Consider the following 22,020-nt stretch of genomic DNA (forward strand, 5'->3'; position numbering starts at 1 on the left):
GTCACACCTTAAACCGCCCCTTTGGAATAACCAGAGGGGTGTGCGACACTGGATCATCAATGATCAAACAGGGCATACCAAAGACATGCTCCACCAGATCTGCGGTGATCACTTCACGCGGCTTTCCTTGGGTGACAATCTTTCCATCGCGCATGGCGATAATATGCGTGGCATAGCGGCAGGCATGATTCAGATCATGCAACACAGCAACCAGGGTATGGTTATGCTGTTGATTCAGGTTACTAAATAATTCAAGTAAATCAATCTGATGGGCGATATCCAGATAGGTGGTTGGCTCATCCAATAACAATAATGGTGTTTGCTGGGCCAGCACCATCGCTATCCAAACCCGCTGGCGTTGCCCGCCTGATAAAGCATCCACTGACCTGTCTGCCAGTTCACTGACGCCAGTGGCCTGCATGGCATCGCTGACTGCCTGCTTATCAGCCAGTGTCCATTGCTGCAATAATTTCTGGTGAGGGTAGCGGCCACGCGCCACTAGGTCCAGCACACTGATCCCGTCCGGTGCCTGCGAGCTTTGTGGTAATAAGCCCAAATGGCGCGCAACATGTCGGGTATCAAGGCTGGCAATGTTCTTACCATCCAAAATCACCTGACCTGCCTGCGGTTTCAGTAAGCGACTCAAGGCGCGCAGCAGTGTCGATTTACCACAGGCGTTGGGGCCGACGATAACCGTAAACTCACCATCAGGAATGGCGACACTCAGGTTTTCGCTGATTATCTTGCCGTCATAACCCAAGGTCAGCGCTTCAGCCCGTAAGCGAGGGATAGGTGAAGTGGTGGAACTAGCATTACTCATGATCGTCCAGACTCGCGGATTAAAAGCCAAATAAGATACAGACCACCGATGCTGATAGTCACAACACCGACTGGCAATTGATTAGGTGAAAACAGATGTTGGGCGCACAAATCAGCGGCAATTAATAACAGGGCTCCCATTAACGCAGACGCGGTCAATGTCACTGATGATGTGCCTGACAGGCGTTTGGCGATTTGCGGTGCGGCCAGTGCAATAAAGGAAATCGGCCCTGCCGCCGCCGTGACTGCTGCCATTAAAATGACGCCAATAGCCATCAGGCCCAACCGCGTTTTTTCGACTGGAACACCTAAAGCGCCCGCAGCATCATCACCCATTTCCAGCAACGGCATACGGCGGCTCAGTAACATAGCCACCACGGCGGCGATGGCAATAAACATCACTGATGGCAGGCCCTTTGCCCACGTCAAACCATTGAGAGAACCGGCTCCCCAGGCGGCGGCAGTGATAGCCGCTTCTAATGAAGCGGTGATAGTCAGCCAGGTATTAAATGCCGTTAACATCGCGCCCATGGCGATACCGATAATAATCAGCCGAAAGCCCTGAATCCCCTGACGGTAGGCCAACAGATATACCGCGATAGCAGACAGTAATCCGCCTCCCAGTGCACTACTGGCAATCTCAAAATAGTTGCCATTGAACAGAGTAATCGCCACCAACGCGCCAGTATAAGCGCCTGCATTAAAGCCGATAATATCGGGGCTACCCAATGGGTTACGTACCAGAGACTGAAATATGGCACCACTGACCCCCAGTGCGGCCCCGAAAATCAACGCCATCATTGCCCGCGGTAAACGCCATTGATTGACGATAATATTCGCCGCACCGCTGGCATGGCCGAATAAGGCTTCAAATACTTGCCCCGGAGTAAGCGGTAATGTCCCGACCATTAAAGCCAGCATGGCCGCCAGCAAGCAGGCCAATAGCAGCAACCCACCGACCATCAAGCTACGGGGCTGGATGCGCAGATTGATGGGGCCATTAGAACGGCCAAATAACCACGGCGGAGTGGCGTGTTTCATAGCGCGGTCATCCTTTTATTACGGCGAACCAGCCAGATCAATAAAGGAGCGCCAATGAACGCCGTCACGATGGAAACTCGTAATTCACCGGGAACCAGAAAGCGCCCCACAATATCTGAAACTAATAGCAAAATGGGGGTCATTACCAGGGTGAAAGGGAGGATCCAGCATTGATCCGGGCCGACAATCCAGCGGGCAATATGTGGCACCATCAGGCCGACAAAGGCGATCGGACCAACAGCGGCGGTAGCAGCACCACACAGCAAGGTCACTGTCACCACGGCCCAAAACTGGGTTTGGGCAATGCGTGCACCAATTGCGGCGGCTAAATCTTCCCCCATGTGCATGGCATTGAGAGGGCGTGCCAATAGCAAGGCAATTACACTGCCGAGAAGAATAGCGGGCGCGACTGCCGCCACGACCGACATATCACGGATATCCAGTGAGCCTGCTTGCCAGAAGCGAACCCGGTCGTAGACCTGTGGATGTGTCAATGAGATACCGGTCGAGATCCCGAGTAATACTGCCCCGATAGCCACCCCAGAGAGTGTTAGGCGCAAAGGGTTGACTCGCCCGCCGCCCTGAGTTCCTACCCAATACACGATTAGGGTCGTGATCATCGCGCCGATAAAGGCCGAAAGCATATAGCCGTGAATGGCATGAACGCCAAAAAGAGTAATACCTATCACCACGGCAAAACTGGCCCCAGCATTGACCCCCAAAATTCCCGGATCAGCTAGTGGGTTACGGGTCAGTGCTTGAATGACGGCACCCGATAACCCTAAGGCGGCACCGGCGAGCACACCAATCAAGGTGCGGGGTAGGCGGGACTCCAGAATTAAAATACTATCAGCATTGCTGTGTTCGCCCAGTAAACTTTGCCAGACCACTGAAAAGGGGATGGCTTTGGCACCGAGCATCAAGCTGGCGGCCATCACTAGCATCAATATAACAATGCTGAGTAATAGTAAAAGTCCACGGTGAGGTCGAGTGCATTTACCGAGTGCAGGGGCAGGTTTGAGCCGCTTTGATGAAAATTGGTTTGGGGGAACAGTCGCTGGCATTGTCACTCTTTTTAACAAATGCTGATTATTTATAAATGGTTATCGTTTTAATTATCATTATTATTTTCTAATATATGTTAACACGACTTATTATGAGAATGCATGGGTAAAACCCCATGCTAAGTAAGATTAATATTCTCTCTATCGCCCTGCTTTAAGATGATTAAGACTTAGCTTTAAACATTTCCTCAAGCCGTGTTAACAATTTACTCGCACTGTAGTAATCCAATCGGAAGGTATCATAGCCTGCGGCATACACTCGATTGTGTTCAATTGCGGGGATATGAGCTAAAAACTTATTACTTTTCAATGCATCAATTGCCGGTTGATCGCCGGAAAACAGTAAAATAGTCTCGCCATTCAGGCCCTCGGCCAGCTTCTCTCCACCCAGTTGAATAATGTCTTTGCGGTGACCCATACTGGTATTGCCTTTCACTGCATCAGGAACCTGAGCCAGTGTGAAGCCCAATTCCTGCAACAATTTTCCCTGCGCTGAATTTTCAGTCCACAAATTGGCGGTACTGTCGGCCGCTTGATAGACAAAGGCTGAGGTGGGTTGTGGTGGCAGCGTAATGTTCTGCTTTACCTCATTGAGTCGATCAGTGAATGTTGCAATGACTCGCTGCGCATCAGCCTCATGCCCTGTCGCCTGCCCAAGCAAAATCGCCAGCTGCTGCCAACTCTTGTCATCATAATTAATCACCAATATGGGGGCGATAACCGACAACTGCTCATACAACTTCAACGCTGAATCTCCGCCAGTGGCAGAAATAATAATCAAATCTGGATTCATTCCCGCGACAGCTTCCGCATTTGGCTCTGTCTGGTATATCGGCACCAGTTTTTTAGCTTTGGCAACCTCTGACCATTGAGTAAAGAAACCTTGGTTATCAGCTACTGTGGTACCAGGTACGGTCGCCCCACTGGCAATGACTGGAGCATTGATTGCCAGCAAAGTTCCGGTGATAGTGATGCTGGTGGAAACAATCCGCATGGGCTGCTGGGTCAGTGTCACCGGCCCTTTCGCCGTTTCTACGGTACGAGTCCATGCCGATGGTTTTTCGTCTGCCGGTGAAGTGTGTTTTTCTTGTGCAGGTTTGCAAGCGGATAAGCTGAACATCAGACTCAGGCAAGCCAGCCCAGCCAACCATGAGCGCCATCCTTGGGATTGAATAGCATGTGGGTAATGGAACATATCGCTGTTTGCTCATACTGTTTGAAAATAAGTCGTAATTTAGCATGCAAAAAATGAATAGTAGTAATTATTATTATCATTTGTGCGCGGTTAATAATCGCAGACCCTCTGTGGCTAGCCATTGCTAATCGTCCGTGTCACAGAGAGCTGTGACAGTGAGATTACCTAAATGTTGGAGCCAGCGATCATATGCGGTGTGATATGTCTAATCACATTTGAATGAATAAAAAGATTATTTCTCTGTTCCTATTTTATTGCTCAAAAAAACACCACATAAAACTACTCGGATAAATAGATTAATTTTGCTGTATATCACGCCTGATGGTTTGATATGAATTTTTGTTAGTATTTTATTTATCACGCTAAATCTTATTTAATAAGATATTTAATTCTGTTAATGAAAAAATGGGTAATGACCTACCTGTAATTAAATTAATTTGTTTGCTTATGATTTTTTAATTTAATAAGAATATCGGCGCTGTATTTATATTCAAAATAAATACATATTTCGTAAAAATACTGAAATTTATTAATGATTTTTAAAATCAAAATAAACGATGGTCATTTACATTTTAATAGATGAAATCAATCGGTTAGCTGCTATTGATCGGTGAGCTTGATCTTTTGTATTGGTTTTATGCTATTTTATTGTTTAATCCTGATAATCAGCTTTTTCCCTGCCTAAATTATCAGCGATAAACACCTTGAAATCTCAAGGAAATAAACTAAAAAAATAAAATACAGGGGTATTCCCGTGAATTTTCTAAAACATATCACCATCAGGATGGCGTTATTCTCTATTCTTGTTGTATTTTTGTTGCTATGGGGAGGCGTTTCAACATTGACATTATTTTCACTTAACCAATTAACGCAGTCCCTCCATTTGAGTTCGGAGCAACAGAAAAGCGTTAATATTATTAATCGGGGTAATGACCAATATTTCCGTGTGGTTACTCGTTTAACTCGTGCTGCTGCTTATCGTCAAAATGGGGCAATTGCCGATGCTGATCGTGAATTAGCTTCAGCCGGTGTTGCCCTTAAAAACACACAAGAAGCATTGCAGAAATTTAAGCTGCAATCTCATGAAGAAATGGATACGGCTCTGACAGAGAAAACCATCCAAAGCTGGTCAACACTGTTGGATAAAGGGATTGAACCGATGTTTAAAGCGGTGTCTGCGAGTCGCTTTGAAGACTATAACCGGATGTTTAACAATGAGTATCCACAATTCAGCCGAGAGTTTGGCGCCACAATCGAGAAATACAATTCGGCAGTGGATAAATCAACAGAGGCAGCCAGTTTGCGAGTGGAATTTCTGGTTACATGGTGTGAGCGGGCGCTACTGGCGGCACTTATTGCTGGCATCGTTATTTTGGTATTAACCGATCGTTATATTGTTAGCTATTTGGTGCGCCCACTGGATTCAATTAAGGTGCATTTTAGACGATTAGCACAAGGGCAATTAGGTAGGCCAATGTCTGGATTTGGCCGTAACTGTGTTGGACAATTAATCCCATACTTGCAAGAAATGCAAAATAGCCTGGTAAATACAGTATCGACTATTCGAAGTAGTACCGATGCGATTTACACTGGTGCTGGCGAAATAGCCGCTGGAAATGCCGATCTTTCTTCGCGTACCGAGCAACAAGCTGCGGCATTGGAAGAAACCGCTGCCAGCATGGAACAGTTAAATGCGACGGTGAAACAGAATGCCGAGAATGCCCATCAGGCCAGCAAGTTAGCCGAGAATGCTTCTACAACAGCCAAAAATGGAGGCCGCATTGTTAATGATGTTGTTGCGACCATGAGCAGCATTACTGAAAGCTCACGCCGCATCGCCGATATTATCGGCGTGATAAACAGTATCGCATTCCAAACCAATATTCTGGCATTAAACGCGGCGGTTGAAGCAGCACGTGCCGGTGAACAAGGGCGGGGTTTTGCAGTGGTTGCCAGTGAAGTCCGCAATTTAGCACAACGCAGCGCACAGGCGGCTAAGGAAATTGAAGGGCTAATTAGTGAGTCGGTATCAAGGGTTAATATGGGGTCACAGCAAGTTTCAAGAGCGGGGGAAACCATGGACAGCATTGTTCAGGCGGTGACGAATGTGACCGATATTATGGGCGAAATTGCTTCAGCTTCAGATGAGCAAAGTCGTGGTATTAGCCAAATTGGTCAGGCCGTCGCTGAAATGGATGGAGTCACGCAGCAAAATGCATCCTTAGTACAAGAATCTGCTGCCGCAGCTGCTTCATTAGAAGAACAAGCCCGTCAACTAACAGAAGCGGTGTCTGCTTTTAATCTATCGGATAAGACTCAGGCTGCTTAATAATATTAATTTGAATAGCTGCCACCCTACTAGCAAGATGCTGGCGGGGTGTTTTCTAATCATGATCATGGTTTTGTTGCTAACGCGCCCTCCAGTATTGCCGGTAAATTTGAGCAAGCTGATGGTGGTACGTTATTGCTAGATGAATTTGGCTATAAAAATAATTTTAAGTTAGCATATGTTATTGATTGGCTTTAAATATAAAGTAAGGTTGTTAATTTTCATTTTTTAGATATCAATAAAGATATTAATAAATATTCTATTTGAAGAAATGACTGGGTATAAAAATAAACAAGCCTATCATTCTGGATGTCTTTTTTGGAAAAAAAGAAAAATAGAATATTTAATTATAACTTTTATTTTAATGGAGATTAATATCCACCCCACGAATGACATGCTATTTTATTTCTGTGAAAATAGCATGTTTTATCGCCGATAAAATCAGTATATCAATACTGTGATGTTTTTATGTAATTGCCCATTTTTATACTTCCACCTATCTAAACTAAATAGGCAATTATGTGCGATCAAATCCATTAATTCCTGATGACATTCAGCCAATTGTAGTGACTAGAATTACTCTGAAGTTGATGAGCGTTCTGATGCTAATGATAAATTATCATCACTCACTGCTGGCTGGAATGAACTCATGTAATCGTACGAATTCTGCTCGATGGTCTGATGTTTTGAGCCACCATTTCGTTCCTGCATCAAATAGCCCAAACTGAAAATTACCATGATGGTTAATAACAAACAGGCAGAAAGACGTTTGTTGCTGAAAATACCTTGCACAGGCATTATTGCGTTAAGTATCGATACTCGTGAGTGATGGTCCGTTTCTACCGTCATTGCAGCTTGTTCATTTTCTGAGGAATCCGCTGTTTGCTCTGACATGATGTAAACAGTAGACTTCTGCTCGTTAACTACGGGTTCACTGAACTTAACCCGCTCGGTTTCAGTTCTTTCGGCAGTAGCAATCATGTTGCAAAAGCAGGGGTCTATCCTATAACCCATTTTCGGAATAGTTTGAATAATCCGCTGCTGCTTATTTTCGTCACCCAGCGCGACACGCAAAGTATGAATAGCATTCGGCAGGCTATTGTTACCAATAACTCGGTGTTGCCATACCCGTAGGGTTAATTGCTCGCGGGATAAAACTTCACCGGTATGTTCCAGTAAAGCTGAAACAAGTTTGAGCTGATATTCACCCAACCGCTTTTGTTCTTGTGTGATTTGGTGAGTAATAAAACCCGAAGTCATATCAATTGACCAATAATTAACGATATACGTGCAGTTTTTCATATTATTTTTCGACAATCCTAAGCAAGTGGTCGTATCAGTACTTCTCATCATTAAGGGATGCATTTACCTTTGGTGAAAGGTAAAGACTAAAGCACGATCGCTGGCAGTGTCTTTAATAAACTGGAGAAGTTAGTGGGAGCGGTTTGCAGTATTGATGAATAGGCGGTTTTTTTGTTGATCTTTCCTCGTCAATACCTTTATTAGGCAGAAAAATTTTCTTTGAGAATGTGGTTATTTCTATGTTTAATTATTTTAACCAGCATAATTCTATTTAGCTATAACGCGTCTTGGGCGAAGTTAAACCATGAGTTAGTGGCTGTCAGTAAGTCTTTTGTCCGTGGCGACAAAGTGGTTCAGTTTGTAGAATTGAAGAATATGATTATTACTCTGGGTGATAATAAATCTGAACGCTATTCGCTGCTGGAATTAGGTATTGCCACTGGCGATGATGATGAAATAAAGCTATTAGATACCTTATTGATTTCGTGGTGTAGGGAGGCAGTTAATCCTCCCAGTAACTTGAGACATAGTGAGTATTTATCGAGGTGTGATGGTGACCGTATTGCCGTGAGTTGCAATAGTGACTCGCTGGCCCGGCTGGAACTGCGTTACCCCTTGAGCCTGAACCACCAGGAAGGTGGTGCCATTATCACGGCGCACTTCCAATTCAACCCCACTATTGCGGTTCATCATGCTTTGGACCTGCTGACCAACAACCCCACCAGCAACAGCCCCCGCCGCGGTACCGAGACGACGGCCTGTTCCGCCACCGATAGTGTTACCCAGGAACCCGCCGACTACCGCGCCGCCAACGGCACCGGCAATATTATTGCCATCTCCGCCCTGAATCGTGACCGGGCGTACCGAGACCAGCGTTCCATAACTGACAGCCTGGGCTTGACCGGCCTGAGAACTGCTGAATGTGTCGCCTGAAAGAGTATTATTATTGGCGCAGCCACTGAGTGTGGCAACGGCGATAGCAACAGCAATGAGTGGCTTAATCATAGAGACCCTTCCTGGTTGAAGTTGTTGCCAGATAACATTTATCACATAACCGGTTGAATAGTGACCGGTAAATTAATCATAGCACGACTTGCTTTGCCATAAATTGATTCATGCACAAAATATATAATTAACTCATTGTATTTTACCCGTTATCCCATGCTGATCCGTTTTTTAACATTAAGATGTGTGGCTAAAAGGATAAAAACACGAGTGATAAATCTTCAAAATGAATGAGAGTAATAAAAATCTGATAGTCGCCAGATTTAACAATTCATATTAGTGTCGCTGTTAAATTAATTATAAATTCCCTGGTTAGATTTATATTTACGAATTTTTTTCATTTCATTTTCTATAGTAATGAAATTTTCGTTTCTAGTTAAGTAACTAAAAAAACTAATAATTAATTAAATTCATTATGGCGAATCACACTTTTTGGCCTAATGATATTCAATTGTATTAACCCACTTCATATTGCTACCTGACAGATTTTTAAATTTCTGGCAAATGAAATAGTTGCTGAAACGGTTTTAGTTCACAGATATTTCCCCCGCGCTAATTCAATCAATTTCCATTGATAAAGATCAACTTAATTAAAGTTGCAGAGTTACAAACTATTAACAGAAAGCCACGTTTTTAATGGGGATATACCCGTTGTTAATATCGGGTATGTGAACAATAGAATAATAATACAGGGGAAAAAGACATGCTTTCCCAGCATGGCGTTAACCGTCGTGATTTTATGAAGCTCTGTGCCGCATTGGCGGCCACCATGGGTCTCAGCAGCAAGGCTGCCGCTGAAATTGCCAACACAGTCAGTTCACCCCAGCGCCCGCCGGTTATCTGGATTGGCGCTCAGGAGTGTACCGGTTGTACTGAATCACTGTTACGTTCAACTCACCCGACCATTGAGAATTTGCTGTTGAGTGTTATCTCAATGGAGTATCACGAAGTGCTCTCTGCCGCTTTTGGTGAGCAAGCGGAGGAGAATAAACACCGGGCCATCGAGCAATACAAAGGAAAATATGTGCTGGTGGTGGATGGGTCGATTCCACTGAAAGACGGTGGAATTTACTGCATGGTGGCGGGTAAACCGATTGTCGAGCATATCCGTGAAGCCGCAGAACATGCGGCTGCCATTATTGCCATTGGTTCCTGCTCCGCCTGGGGCGGTGTGCCAGCGACCGGTGGGAATCCGACCGGCGCGGTGAGTTTACAAGCAGCACTACCGGGTAAAACTGTAATAAATATCCCTGGCTGCCCACCCAATCCACATAATTTCCTGGCAACAGTGGCCCATATCATTACCTTCGGGCGGTCACCGGCATTGGACAGCAAAAACCGTCCGACCTTTGCTTATGGTCGCTTGATCCATGAAAACTGCGAGCGCCGACCACACTTTGATGCTGGCCGTTTTGCCCGTCAGTTTGGTGATGAAGGTCATCGGCAGGGTTGGTGCCTTTATCATCTTGGCTGCAAAGGGCCGGAGACCTACGGCAACTGCCCGACACTGGAGTTCTGCGATGTTGGCGGCGGGGTCTGGCCGGTGGGGATTGGGCACCCTTGCTATGGCTGTAATGAAGAAGGAATTGGGTTCACCAAAGGCATCGCCCAACTGGCGAATGTCGAGAATCCAACACCGCGTGCTGAAAAACCCCTCATTCATAATCCAGAAGGCGGCGAGATTTCGACGACCGCGACGGCACTACTGGGCGGCGTAGTGGGATTGGTCGCCGGTGTCAGCCTGATGACGGTTCGTGAACTGGGGCGGCAACAGAAGCAGCGCCGCAAAGATGACGATCACTCATCGCGGGAGGAATAGCCGTGAATCGACGTCACTTTTTCAAACTAGCTTCCGGCGGCGTGCTGTTGGCGGGGCTTTCCCCCAACAGCAAAGCTGAGGTACAGAATCGACCACCGATCCCCGGTGCGCTGGGCATGTTGTATGACTCTACGTTATGTGTTGGTTGTCAGGCCTGCGTGAGCAAATGTCAGCAGGTCAATCATAGTGAGGTCTATGCCAGTGGCGAGGCCCTTTGGTCAGACAACGACAAACTCAGCCCCTACACCAACAATATCATTCAGGTCTGGACTAGCGGCGCGGGCATTCATAAAGATCAATTGGAAGACGGTTACGCCTATATCAAAAAGCAATGCATGCACTGCGTTGATCCCAATTGTGTTTCCGTCTGTCCGGTGAGTGCGCTGCGCAAAGATGCTAAAACCGGCATTGTTCACTACGACCCGGATGTCTGCACCGGTTGCCGCTACTGCATGGTTGGTTGTCCGTTCAATGTGCCGAAATACGATTATCACAATCCGTTTGGCCAGATTCATAAATGTGAATTGTGCAACCAGAAGGGCGTCGAGCGGCTTGATAACGGCGGCTTACCAGGTTGTGTCGAGGTTTGCCCGACTGGAGCGGTGATATTTGGCACCCGCGAGGAGTTATTGTCCGAGGCGCAGCGGCGGTTGACGCTGAAACCGGGCGAAAATTACCGCTTCCCACGCCAAACTCTCAGCGCCAATGACACCTACGAGCATCCGGTTGCCCACTATGATCCGCATGTTTATGGCGAGAAGGAGGGCGGTGGCACTCAGGTATTGGTGCTGGCGGGCATCCCGACCGAGAAACTGGATTTGCCTCCTCTGGCAGAGCTGGCGACCGGCGCGCGTTCTGAGCATGTCCAGCATACCTTGTACAAGGGCATGATCCTGCCGCTGGCGGTGTTGGCTGGAGTTACTGCGTTGGTGCATCGCAATACCCGTGATGAGCGCAAAGACAGTGATACTGACAAGCACGATAAAAAGGACGGTCATGATGACGATGCATAAATCCAGCCCACTGGGTGGGCGGCTGGTCAGTTGGCCGGTGATGCTGTTAGCGCCTTTTGTTGTGCTGTGCGCGCTGTTGATTGTCAAACGTTTGGTCTTGGGTTTGGGGTCGGTCAGTGACTTGAATGGTGGTTTCCCGTGGGGGATCTGGATTGCTTTCGATTTACTGGTCGGCACCGGTTTGGCGTGTGGCGGTTGGGCATTGGCCTGGGCGGTTTACGTGTTTAATCGGGGTGAATATCACCCGTTGGTGCGCCCAGCACTGCTCGCCAGTTTGTTTGGTTACGCGCTTGGTGGACTTTCCATCACCATCGACGTGGGCCGATACTGGAACCTGCCTTACTTCTTTATTCCCGGCCATTTCAACGTCAATTCGGTGCTATTCGAAACCGCCGTCTGTATGACTATTTATATCGGCGTGATGGCAGTGGAGTTTGCTCCGGCGCTGTTTGAACGGTTGGGGTGGAAAGTCTCGCTTAAGCGGCTGAACAAAGTGATGTTTTTTGTTATCGCGCTCGGTGCGCTGTTGCCGACCATGCATCAGTCTTCAATGGGATCATTAATGATCGCCGCCGGTGCCAAGATCCATCCGTTATGGCAAAGCTACGAGATGTTGCCGCTGTTCTCACTACTGACCGCCGCCATTTTGGGCTTCTCGATTGTTATTTTCGAAGGTTCTCTGGTACAGGCCGGATTACGAGGAAGGGGAGCCAATGAAGCGCCATTATTCAGACGATTAACCACCATCATCGACGTCTTTTTACTGCTGTTTATTGTGCTACGTCTTGGTGAAGTTATGGTGCGCCATAAGACGGAATACTTGTGGCATTTTGACCGCTATGCCATCGCTTTCTGGGCTGAAATTGTCCTGATGGCCTTGCCGCTACTGATCTTCCGCATTCGGCGGGCCAGAGAAGATAGCCGCTTACTGTTTATCGGAGCGCTTTGCATGATAAGTGGTGGGGCGCTGTGGCGGCTTAATTACTCACTCTTAGCCTTCAACCCCGGCGGCGGCTATAACTACTTCCCCACCACCAGTGAAATCCTGATCTCCATCGGCTTCGTTGCCATTGAGGTCTGCGCCTACATTTTATTGATTCGACTGTTGCCGGTGCTTCCTGCTCACGGACAGTTACATAAGAATAATCAGACAGAGGTAAAGCATGAGCCAACGCATCACCATTGATCCCGTCACCCGTATTGAGGGGCACCTGCGGATCGACTGCGAAATTGAGGACGGCAAAGTCATTAAAGCCTGGTCTTCCGGCACCATGTGGCGTGGCATGGAAGAAATTTTACAAGGCAATGATCCGCGCGATGCCTGGATGATTGTGCAGCGCATTTGCGGCGTCTGTACCACCATTCACGCCATTGCTTCGGTGCGAGCGGTGGAAAATGCATTAGGAATGGAAGTGCCGGTTAATGCTCAGCATATCCGTAACTTGATTCTGGCCGCGCACAGTATTCATGACCATATCGTGCATTTCTATCAACTCTCGGCACTGGATTGGGTGGATGTCACCTCGGCGCTGCAAGCTTCTCCGCAAAAAGCGGCCGCGATGCTGAGTGGGTTGTCCAGTTGGCCGTTGAACAGCGCGGAAGAATTCACCCGTGTGCAGCAGAAAATCAAAGATTTGGTCGCCAGCGGGCAGTTAGGTATTTTTGCTAATGGCTACTGGGGCCATCCGGCGATGGCATTGCCGCCAGAGGTCAATCTGATTGCGGTGGCGCATTATCTGCAAGCACTGGAGTGCCAGCGCGATGCCAACCGTATAGTGGCGGTGCTCGGCGGCAAAACACCGCATATTCAGAATCTGGCAGTAGGCGGGGTTGCCAACCCCATTAATCTGGATATGCCCAGTGTGCTCAATCTAGAGCGCCTGATGTTGGTGAAATCCTTTATTGACCGGCTGGGCAGCTTTATTGAGCAGGTTTATAAGGTCGATACCGCGGTGATCGCCGCTCACTATCCGAACTGGCTCAATCTGGGCAAAGGGGCAGATTACTACCTTAGCGTGCCGGAGCTGCCAACCGATCGTAAAGGGGAAACCTTCCTGTTACCGGGGGGATATCTGGAAAAAGGGTCTTTCCGCCCGATCGCCAATCACAACGATCCGTACTTGATTAAAGGCATTGCCGAGAGCGGCAAACACGCCTGGTATCAGGATGACGAACCGCTGGCACCGTGGGAGGGGAAAACCAACCCGAATTACACCGGCTGGCAGGAAGACGGCAAATATTCGTGGGTAAAGGCCCCCACTTTCTACGGCAAAACGGTGGAAGTGGGGCCGCTGGCGTGGCTCATGTGCGGGTTGGCCGCCGGATATGCACCGACTAAACAGCATTTCACTGATATCGGTGCGGCTTACCACAAACTGAGCGGGCAGACCATTACCGCCGAACAATTACCCTCGACTCTGGGGCGTATTATTGGCCGTGCGGTGCATTGCTGTGTGCTGCATGAAACCTTGGCCCAGCAATGGACGGCGCTGGTCACCAACATTGGTACTGGTGATGTCGAAACCTTTATCAAGCCGGATATCCCTTTGAGCGGTGAAATCCGTGGCGTGGGCTTTGAAGAAGCGCCGCGCGGCATGTTGTCGCACTGGGTGGTTATCAAGGATGGCAAAATCGCCAACTATCAGGCGGTGGTGCCATCAACCTGGAACGCTGGCCCACGCAATTATAACGATGAGCCGGGGCCTTACGAGCAAGCGCTGGTGGGGACACCCGTTGCAGATCCAGCCAAACCACTCGAAGTGGTGCGGACCATTCACTCATTCGACCCGTGTATGTCCTGTGCTGTACATATTGTTGATACAACGGGCAACGAAGTGACCAAAGTCAAGGTGCTGTGATGGGGATTTTGGTATTAGGTATAGGTAATTTATTACTCAGCGATGAAGCTGTCGGTGTGCGAATTGTTGAAGCGCTGGAGCAGCGCTTTCACATCCCACCGGAGCTTGACGTGCTGGATGGTGGCACGGCTGGGCTGGAACTGATGGAAGCTATGGCGAATCGTGAGCATTTGATTGTGGCTGATGCAGTGCTGACCGGGCAACCACCGGGCAGTGTTGCGGTACTGCGCGATAAAGAGATCCCGACGATGTTTAGCCGCAAAGTGTCACCGCATCAGTTGGGGTTATGTGATGTGCTGATGGCGCTGCAATTGACCGATGAGTTCCCGCGCCAGCTGACTCTGGTGGGGGTGGTGCCCGAATCACTGGCACCGAATATCGGCCTGACGCCGACAGTCACGCGGGCCATAGAGCCAGCGCTGGAACAGATTCTGGCGGCATTACAGGCCAGTGGGATCACACTTAAGGCACGAGAAGAAAGTCATGTCTGATGTTATTGCCGGTCATGAACAAAACCCAGCGGCATTGCTGGAACAGGTTTTCGGTCAGGTGGCTGCCGAGGAAATGCGCGACTTGCCATTTTACCGTGACCACATTCCGCTGCGTGCCTGCGGATTTCAGTTATTCGAGCAGCAATGGATCGGTGCGTTATTGACCCCGTGGATGCTGAGTTTGGTGGTATTACCGGGGCCGCAGCAGAGCTGGCAACGTCGTGCAGTGGGGGAGCGCCTGATGCTGGCACTTCCTTGCGGCAGCATGGGGTTTACCGTTAGCGAGATTGCAGGCTGCGGTCAGTATTTGAGCCGCTCATTGATGTCACCGCTGGACACCTCACTCAGCGCTGAACGGGCGTTACAACTGGCGGAACAAAGTGCACGTATGGCGCTCTCACTGCCGGTGATGGATGCCGATGCTCCCGCCAACCCACGGCGGCGAGCTTTGTTTAACAAAGTTAGCCAAATAAAGAATCAGCATGCATGAAATCAGTTTGTGTCTCAGCACGCTGGAGCTGATTGAAAAACAGGCGCGGCTTAACGGTGCTACACGGATAACCGCGGTCTGGCTGGAAATTGGCGCGCTCTCCTGTATTGAAGAGAGTGCCTTACGCTTCAGTTTTGAGGCCGCCAGCCGCAAAACACTGGCAGAAAATTGCCAATTGCATCTCAGCACCTTGCCCGCGGTGGCCTGGTGTTGGGAGTGCAGCAACAGTGTTGCCATTGAACGGCATGATGCCGGGTGCCCGCATTGCGGCAGCCATGCTCTGCAAGTAGAGAGTGGCAGCAATTTGCAGGTGAAACAGATAGAAGTGGAATAATTCTGAAGGAGTGAATTCCTATGTGTACGACTTGTGGTTGCGCCAGCGGCGAGAGAAAGATCGAGGGCGACGACAATCATCAACATGATGATCACCACCACGACCACCATGACGATCACCACCATCATCACGATGACGGCCACCACCGCGATCATCACCACCATGATCAGCATGAATGTGATACTTCGGCGCAAAAGATTCAGCATAAACATAAACAAAAATATGTTGCCAAGGGGACACAACCGGTGATTGTTCACCACCACTACTATTACCATCAGGGCGATGTTCATCATCACTATCATGGCAAAGCGCCAGAGCCGATGGCGACCATTGCATCTGAACACATCGTACCCGATAACACAGACGTCCCTGCCACCGAGCCTTTCACCCCGCAAGTTCATGCTGACCAGCAAGGGCTGCATTATGGTCAGGGTGAAGCCGGTAGCCATGCGCCGGGCATGGGGCAGCGCCGTTTGTTACAGATCGAGCAAGATGTGCTGAGCAAAAATAATCATTTAGCCAGCCATAACCGTGAGCATTTTGTCGAGCAACATATTCTGGCGCTGAATTTGGTTTCCAGCCCCGGTTCCGGCAAAACCACGCTGTTGACCACCACTTTGCAACTGCTGGCTGGGCAAGTGCCTTGCGCGGTGATTGAAGGTGATCAGCAGACGACTCATGATGCCGAACGCATTCGCGCCACCGGTGTCCCGGCGATTCAGGTCAATACCGGCAAAGGCTGTCATCTGGATGCGCAGATGGTGCATGATGCCGCGGACCGCTTGAATCTTAGTAATGACAGCCTGTTGTTTATTGAGAACGTGGGTAATTTGGTATGCCCGGCCAGCTTTGATCTGGGCGAACGGCATAAAGTGGCGGTGCTTTCGGTGACGGAAGGCGAAGATAAACCGCTGAAATATCCCCATATGTTTGCCGCTTCCACTCTGATGATTATCAACAAAATCGACCTGCTGCCGTATCTGGATTTTGATATTGAGCAGTGTATTCATTATGCCCGTCAGGTGAATCCTGAAATTCAGGTGATTGCGCTGTCAGCCAGTAGTGGCGAGGGAATGGATATGTGGCTTGAATGGCTGGAGGCGCAGCGATGTGCTTAGGCGTACCCGGCAAAATTATAGGGGTGGGGGAAGATATCCATCAACTGGCATGGGTGGAAGTGAGCGGTGTCAAACGTGAAATCAATATCGCGTTGGTGTGCGACGAGTCACCGTCTGATCTGCTCGGCCAATGGGTATTGGTGCATGTCGGGTTTGCTATGAGCTTGCTTGATGAAGAAGAAGCCCAGCAAACACTGGCGGCATTAGCCCATATGCAAGCTGTTGGGCTGGATCTGGATGATGTCGCCAGCGGGGCTAATGATGCGCTACGTTGATGAATTCCGCGATCCGGCACTGGTCAGTGCATTATTACAGCGGATCGAAAACTTACTGCCACAACTTGCCGATCAACAACGCTTGCCGCTACAAATTATGGAAGTGTGTGGCGGCCACACGCACGCAATCTTCAAATTTGGTCTGGATAAACTGCTGCCAGACGGTTTGGAATTTGTTCACGGGCCGGGTTGCCCGGTGTGTGTATTGCCGATGGGCCGTATCGACAGTTGCCTGGAAATTGCCGCTCACCCACAGGTGATTTTCTGCACTTACGGCGATGCCATGCGGGTGCCGGGGCGTAATGGCTCAATGCTGGATGCCAAGCGGCGCGGAGCAGATATCCGTGTGGTTTACTCGCCGCTGGATGCCCTGACGTTGGCACAGCAGCATCCGGATCGCGAAGTGGTATTTTTCGGCCTCGGTTTTGAAACTACCATGCCCGCCACGGCCTTAACACTGCAACAGGCCAAACGACTGGGGCTGACCAATTTCACCGTGTTCTGCCAGCACATCACCATCATTCCGACCTTGCGCAGCCTGCTACAACAACCCGATGTGCGCATTGACGGTTTCCTCGCACCCGGCCATGTCAGCATGGTGATCGGCACTACGCCATACGACTTCATATGCAGCCAATTCAATAAACCGCTGGTGGTCACCGGCTTTGAGCCGCTGGATATTTTGCAAGGGCTGGTGATGCTGCTGGAGCAGATGGTCAGTGGGCGCTGTGAGGTTGAAAACCAATATCGGCGCATTGTTCCCGACAGCGGTAACTTGCTAGCACAACAGGCGCTGACCGAGGTATTTGTAACCAAAGAGCGCAGCGAGTGGCGTGGATTGGGCGAAATCGTCGATTCCGGTGTACAACTTAGCCCGGCTTATCAGATGTTTGATGCTGAGCAGCGTTTCACCCCGCAGCAGCAGCGAGTGGCAGATGATCCGCGATCTCGTTGCGGCGATGTACTGACCGGACGTTGCAAACCGGATCAATGTCCGCTGTTTGGTGGCGAATGCACACCAGATAATGCATTTGGGGCGCTGATGGTTTCCTCCGAAGGGGCTTGCTCTGCCTATCACCAATACCGATAGCCCTTCGTACTTGAAGCCGCAGGGGGTTAGCGGCGTTCACTTACCCGAATCACTTACTTGTGTAAGCTCATCGGGATGCGTTCGCTTGCTGCCTATCTGCTACTCCAATTACTTTGGGTATTATCTTCAATGGGTCACAACTAAATGAATAAAAAAGAGATTACCCTGGCACATGGCAGTGGCGGGCGGGCAATGCAGAGCTTGATCGAATCTCTGTTTTTGGCGGCGTTTTCTAATCCGGCACTGAATGAGCGGGAAGATCAGGCGCGTATTGCGCTGGCGGATCTGGTTATACAGGGAGATCGACTGGCGGTATCGACCGACAGCTATGTGATTGATCCTATTTTCTTTCCCGGCGGTGACATCGGCAAACTGGCGGTGTGCGGCACGGCCAATGATGTGGCGGTGAGTGGCGCGACTCCGCGTTATCTTTCCTGTGGTTTTATTCTGGAAGAAGGGCTACCGATGGCTTCTCTGGAGCGCATTGTGCATTCAATGGCGGTCACCGCACAGCAAGCGGGCATTCAGATAGTCACCGGCGATACCAAAGTGGTTCAGCGCGGCGCGGCGGATAAGATCTTTATCAATACCACTGGCATCGGCGTGATCCCAGCGGATATCCAGTGGGGAACGGCGATGATCCGTGTGGGCGATCGGATCATCGTCAGCGGCACCCTAGGTGATCATGGCGCAACCATCCTGAATCTACGCGAAGGTTTGGGGTTGGAGGTGGAACTGACCAGTGATTGCGCGCTACTGGCACCGTTGATTGCGCCACTACGCCATATTGCGGGTGTGCGAGCGCTGCGTGATGCCACTCGCGGTGGGGTTACGGCAATTCTGCACGAATTTGCCGCCGCCAGCGGCTGTGGGATGGAAATCAACGAAGCGGATTTACCATTAAAACCGGCGGTACGCGGCATTTGCGAATTACTTGGGCTAGATGCACTCAACTTTGCCAATGAGGGCAAGCTGGTGCTGGTGGTCTCACCTGAGGCGCAAGATGCTGTTTTAGCTGAATTACAGCGCCATCCACTGGGCCGTGATGCCGCAGTAATCGGGCAGGTGACTGAGAATAAACAGGTGCGGTTATGCGGCGCATTTGGTGTTTCACGTAAACTGGATTTGCCGTTAGATGAGCCGCTACCTCGAATCTGCTGATCCCATTTGTCATGGAAGCCGCAAGGGTGTTAGCTGCGGTCGCGCACCCGAATCACTGACTAGTGTCAGCTCATCGGGATTTACTTACTCGCTGCCTACCTGCAACTCCAATGACTTTTGGGATCCCATTTGTCATGGAAGTAACAGGCGATTAACAAGTTGATAAGTGGGGAAATGTGCCGAATGGGTCGTAGCGACGTAAGTCGTCGGAGTGCCCATCGGTGCAGTCGCCCCGCAATCTCCTGGCTATAAAATAGGTTGCTAGCAACCTCGTGAAGGAGTTTCTGTGGATAAAAACGGTCTTAGTCTGCGGATAAAGGGCAAAGTGCAAGGGGTGGGTTTTCGCCCTTATATCTGGCAACTTGCTCACCGTTTTGGGCTGCAAGGGGATGTCAGTAACGACAGCGCGGGGGTGACGGTTCACCTATGGCAAGCCCCAGCGGTGGCGGATTTTTTACAAGCATTGCCACAAGATTGCCCGCCATTGGCGCATATTGACAGCATCGCCACCACGCCCTACCACTGGGCGCAGCCGCCGCTGGATTTCGTCATTCAGCACAGCGGGGCCGGGCAGATGGACACCCAAATTGTACCGGATGCCGCGACCTGTGATGCTTGCCTGAGTGAAATGAATAACCCCACTAACCGTCGCTACCATTATCCCTTTATCAACTGCACCCATTGCGGCCCACGTTTTACTATTATCCAGCGCATGCCATATGACCGCCCCTTTACCGCCATGAGTAAATTCCCGTTGTGTACGGCTTGTCAGGCCGAATATGATCACCCCGCAGACCGCCGTTTTCATGCCCAGCCCAATGCCTGTGCGGATTGTGGCCCGCAACTGTGGCTGACGAGAGCTGACGGGCAGGCCGTGGCGCAGGGGTTTTCCGCACTAGAGCAAGCCGCTGCTGCGCTGTTGGCGGGCGAAATTGTGGCCGTCAAAGGATTGGGTGGTTTTCATCTGGCGGTGGATGCCACCAATGCTGTCGCCGTGGCCCGCTTGCGCGCGCGTAAACATCGGCCATCTAAGCCGTTGGCGGTAATGTTACCGGATACCGACTGGTTGCAAAGCTGTGTACCAAGTGCTGATCATGCTGCATTGCTCGGTTTACTACGCAGCCCGGCCGCCCCGATAGTTCTGGTGGCAAAGTCGCCGGAAAGCCCACTTTGTGCCGCGCTCGCGCCCGAGTTACCCGAAATTGGCGTGATGCTGCCTGCTAACCCACTGCAACATTTGCTGCTGCAACAAGTGGCGCGCCCGTTGGTGATGACCTCCGGTAATGGTAGAGGTAAGCCGCCTGCACTGAGTAATCAACAGGCCCTGAGTGCCTTGAGTGACATTGCCGATCACTGGCTGCTGCACGATAGGGAAATCGTGCAACGCGCAGATGACTCATTGGTGCGCCTGACACCGCGCGGGGCTGAAATGCTGCGCCGTGCCCGAGGTTATGTACCAGACACTTTCGAGCTGCCGCCAGGGTTTAGCCAGCAACCCGCTATTTTGGCGCTGGGGGCCGATATGAAAAATACCTTTTGCTTGCTGCGAGACAGCAACGCGGTGCTAAGTCAGCATTTGGGTGATCTGGACGATCGCGATATTGCGCAGCAACAGCAGCAGTTACTCGCGCTATTTTGCGATATTTATCATTTTACCCCGCAGGCGGTGGTGGTGGATGCGCACCCCGATTATGTTAGTCACCAATTTGGTCAAGAATGGGCGGCACAGCACAACATTCCCTGCGTGGAAGTGCTGCATCATCATGCTCATTTGGCAGCTTGCTTGGCAGAACATGGTTGGCCGCGTCAAGCTGGTGAGGTGATAGGCTTGGCGCTGGACGGGTTGGGATATGGCGCGGAAGGGAAGTTATGGGGCGGCGAATGCCTACGAGTGGATTATGTGAATTGTGAATATGTTGGCGGTTTGCCTGCGGTGTCCTTACCCGGTGGGGATCTAGCCTCACGTCAGCCGTGGCGCAATTTACTGGCGCAGTTTCAGCGCTTTGTACCGAATTGGCAAAACTTGCCGGAAGCGGGGGCTATCCCTCAATCGCAGGGTGAAGTACTGGCGCGAGCGATTGTGCGCGGTATTAATGCGCCATTAGCCTCGTCGGCGGGGCGACTATTTGATGCGGTAGCGGCGGCGCTAAATATTGTACCGCAGATCATCAGCTGGGAGGGTGAGGCGGCATGTCTGCTGGAGGCACTGGCATGGCAAAGTTCCAGAGCAGTTCCTCCCGTAACTGTGCCGCTGCGCGATAATCAATTGGACTTAGCGACCTTTTGGCGTCAATGGCTGGCTTTTGATGCTGCACCGGCTGAAAGGGCTTATGCTTTCCATTTCGCTCTCGCACAGGGGTTTTCAACTTTGGCCCGACAGGCAGCACAGCGCTTTGGCATTGAAACTATTGCATTTTCTGGCGGCGTGCTGCATAACCGATTGCTCCGTGAATTACTCTGCGAACAATTGCATGATTTCCAGCTATTGATGCCCCAGCGCCTGCCAGCCGGTGATGGTGGTCTGGCGCTGGGGCAGGCATTAATAGCGGCTGCGCGCAGCTGATCACAGGTAATATCAAACGACTACAACAGAAAGGTTGCCTTGTTAGAGTTGGT

20 protein-coding genes are annotated in these 22,020 nt (G+C 50.2%); 14 read left to right on the forward strand and 6 right to left on the reverse strand.

Annotated elements, in window-relative coordinates:
- Position 1 precedes the first annotated feature (1 nt).
- From ACF3VQ_RS02930 to fepB, 4 genes are all read right to left on the reverse strand, one after another.
- A complete protein-coding gene (locus ACF3VQ_RS02930; RefSeq protein ID WP_392433327.1) occupies positions 2-820 on the reverse strand; it encodes an ABC transporter ATP-binding protein in 819 nt (272 codons plus the stop codon).
- Complete coding sequence (gene fepG / locus ACF3VQ_RS02935) at positions 817-1,860, reverse strand: iron-enterobactin ABC transporter permease (RefSeq protein ID WP_392433328.1); 1,044 nt, start codon at positions 1,858-1,860, stop codon at positions 817-819. The genes ACF3VQ_RS02930 and fepG overlap by 4 nt, the downstream gene beginning before the upstream one ends.
- Complete coding sequence (gene fepD, locus ACF3VQ_RS02940) at positions 1,857-2,924, reverse strand: Fe(3+)-siderophore ABC transporter permease (RefSeq protein WP_392433329.1); 1,068 nt, start codon at positions 2,922-2,924, stop codon at positions 1,857-1,859. Before fepD ends, fepG begins: the two co-directional genes overlap by 4 nt.
- 163 nt (positions 2,925-3,087) lie before the next feature.
- Positions 3,088-4,119 (reverse strand): Fe2+-enterobactin ABC transporter substrate-binding protein, encoded by a 1,032-nt coding sequence (gene fepB, locus ACF3VQ_RS02945; protein ID WP_392433330.1) that lies wholly within the window; start codon positions 4,117-4,119, stop codon positions 3,088-3,090.
- A 754-nt stretch (positions 4,120-4,873) separates the two neighbouring features.
- On the opposite strand from fepB, the gene ACF3VQ_RS02950 reads away from it, so the two are divergent.
- Positions 4,874-6,448: a methyl-accepting chemotaxis protein gene (locus ACF3VQ_RS02950; protein ID WP_392433331.1), complete on the forward strand. Its 1,575-nt coding sequence runs from the start codon at positions 4,874-4,876 to the stop codon at positions 6,446-6,448.
- Positions 6,449-6,496: 48 nt separating this feature from the next.
- Positions 6,497-6,646 (forward strand): sigma 54-interacting transcriptional regulator, encoded by a 150-nt coding sequence (locus ACF3VQ_RS02955; RefSeq protein ID WP_392433332.1) that lies wholly within the window; start codon positions 6,497-6,499, stop codon positions 6,644-6,646.
- A gap of 378 nt (positions 6,647-7,024) precedes the next feature.
- On the opposite strand, the gene ACF3VQ_RS02960 is transcribed toward ACF3VQ_RS02955, so the two are convergent.
- Together ACF3VQ_RS02960 and ACF3VQ_RS02965 are read right to left on the reverse strand one after the other, a co-directional pair.
- Positions 7,025-7,750, reverse strand: coding sequence for a transcriptional regulator (locus tag ACF3VQ_RS02960; RefSeq protein ID WP_392433333.1), 726 nt, complete (start codon positions 7,748-7,750; stop codon positions 7,025-7,027).
- Positions 7,751-8,287: 537 nt separating this feature from the next.
- Entirely contained in the window at positions 8,288-8,755 is a 468-nt protein-coding gene (locus tag ACF3VQ_RS02965; protein WP_005157253.1) for a glycine zipper 2TM domain-containing protein, read from the reverse strand.
- Between the two features lie 703 nt (positions 8,756-9,458).
- Here ACF3VQ_RS02965 and hybO point away from each other — a divergent pair.
- From hybO to hypF, 12 genes are all read left to right on the forward strand, one after another.
- Positions 9,459-10,574: a hydrogenase 2 small subunit gene (gene hybO, locus ACF3VQ_RS02970; RefSeq protein WP_392433334.1), complete on the forward strand. Its 1,116-nt coding sequence runs from the start codon at positions 9,459-9,461 to the stop codon at positions 10,572-10,574.
- A 2-nt stretch (positions 10,575-10,576) separates the two neighbouring features.
- The gene (gene hybA, locus ACF3VQ_RS02975) at positions 10,577-11,587 is read left to right on the forward strand and encodes a hydrogenase 2 operon protein HybA (RefSeq protein WP_392433335.1); all 1,011 of its coding nucleotides are present in this window, start codon (positions 10,577-10,579) and stop codon (positions 11,585-11,587) included.
- Positions 11,574-12,773: a Ni/Fe-hydrogenase cytochrome b subunit gene (hybB, locus tag ACF3VQ_RS02980; RefSeq protein ID WP_392435422.1), complete on the forward strand. Its 1,200-nt coding sequence runs from the start codon at positions 11,574-11,576 to the stop codon at positions 12,771-12,773. Before hybA ends, hybB begins: the two co-directional genes overlap by 14 nt.
- Entirely contained in the window at positions 12,751-14,445 is a 1,695-nt protein-coding gene (hybC, locus tag ACF3VQ_RS02985; protein ID WP_392433336.1) for a hydrogenase 2 large subunit, read from the forward strand. Before hybB ends, hybC begins: the two co-directional genes overlap by 23 nt.
- A complete protein-coding gene (locus tag ACF3VQ_RS02990; protein WP_392433337.1) occupies positions 14,445-14,936 on the forward strand; it encodes a HyaD/HybD family hydrogenase maturation endopeptidase in 492 nt (163 codons plus the stop codon). The genes hybC and ACF3VQ_RS02990 overlap by 1 nt, the downstream gene beginning before the upstream one ends.
- Positions 14,929-15,426 (forward strand): hydrogenase-2 assembly chaperone, encoded by a 498-nt coding sequence (gene hybE / locus ACF3VQ_RS02995; RefSeq protein WP_392433338.1) that lies wholly within the window; start codon positions 14,929-14,931, stop codon positions 15,424-15,426. The genes ACF3VQ_RS02990 and hybE overlap by 8 nt, the downstream gene beginning before the upstream one ends.
- Positions 15,419-15,760, forward strand: a complete 342-nt coding sequence (gene hypA / locus ACF3VQ_RS03000) for a hydrogenase maturation nickel metallochaperone HypA (protein ID WP_019079065.1) — start codon at positions 15,419-15,421, stop codon at positions 15,758-15,760. Before hybE ends, hypA begins: the two co-directional genes overlap by 8 nt.
- A gap of 20 nt (positions 15,761-15,780) precedes the next feature.
- On the forward strand, positions 15,781-16,878 hold the full coding sequence (hypB, locus tag ACF3VQ_RS03005) for a hydrogenase nickel incorporation protein HypB (RefSeq protein WP_392433339.1): 1,098 nt from the start codon (positions 15,781-15,783) through the stop codon (positions 16,876-16,878).
- Entirely contained in the window at positions 16,869-17,153 is a 285-nt protein-coding gene (gene hybG / locus ACF3VQ_RS03010; RefSeq protein WP_392435424.1) for a hydrogenase maturation factor HybG, read from the forward strand. The genes hypB and hybG overlap by 10 nt, the downstream gene beginning before the upstream one ends.
- A complete protein-coding gene (hypD, locus tag ACF3VQ_RS03015) occupies positions 17,140-18,243 on the forward strand; it encodes a hydrogenase formation protein HypD (protein WP_392435426.1) in 1,104 nt (367 codons plus the stop codon). Before hybG ends, hypD begins: the two co-directional genes overlap by 14 nt.
- A 144-nt stretch (positions 18,244-18,387) precedes the next feature.
- The gene (gene hypE, locus ACF3VQ_RS03020) at positions 18,388-19,404 is read left to right on the forward strand and encodes a hydrogenase expression/formation protein HypE (protein ID WP_392433340.1); all 1,017 of its coding nucleotides are present in this window, start codon (positions 18,388-18,390) and stop codon (positions 19,402-19,404) included.
- Between the two features lie 286 nt (positions 19,405-19,690).
- Positions 19,691-21,967, forward strand: a complete 2,277-nt coding sequence (hypF, locus tag ACF3VQ_RS03025; RefSeq protein ID WP_392433341.1) for a carbamoyltransferase HypF — start codon at positions 19,691-19,693, stop codon at positions 21,965-21,967.
- Positions 21,968-22,020 lie beyond the last annotated feature (53 nt).

This window comes from Yersinia fenwicki, from assembly GCF_043099325.1.
Classification (GTDB): Bacteria; Pseudomonadota; Gammaproteobacteria; order Enterobacterales; family Enterobacteriaceae; genus Yersinia.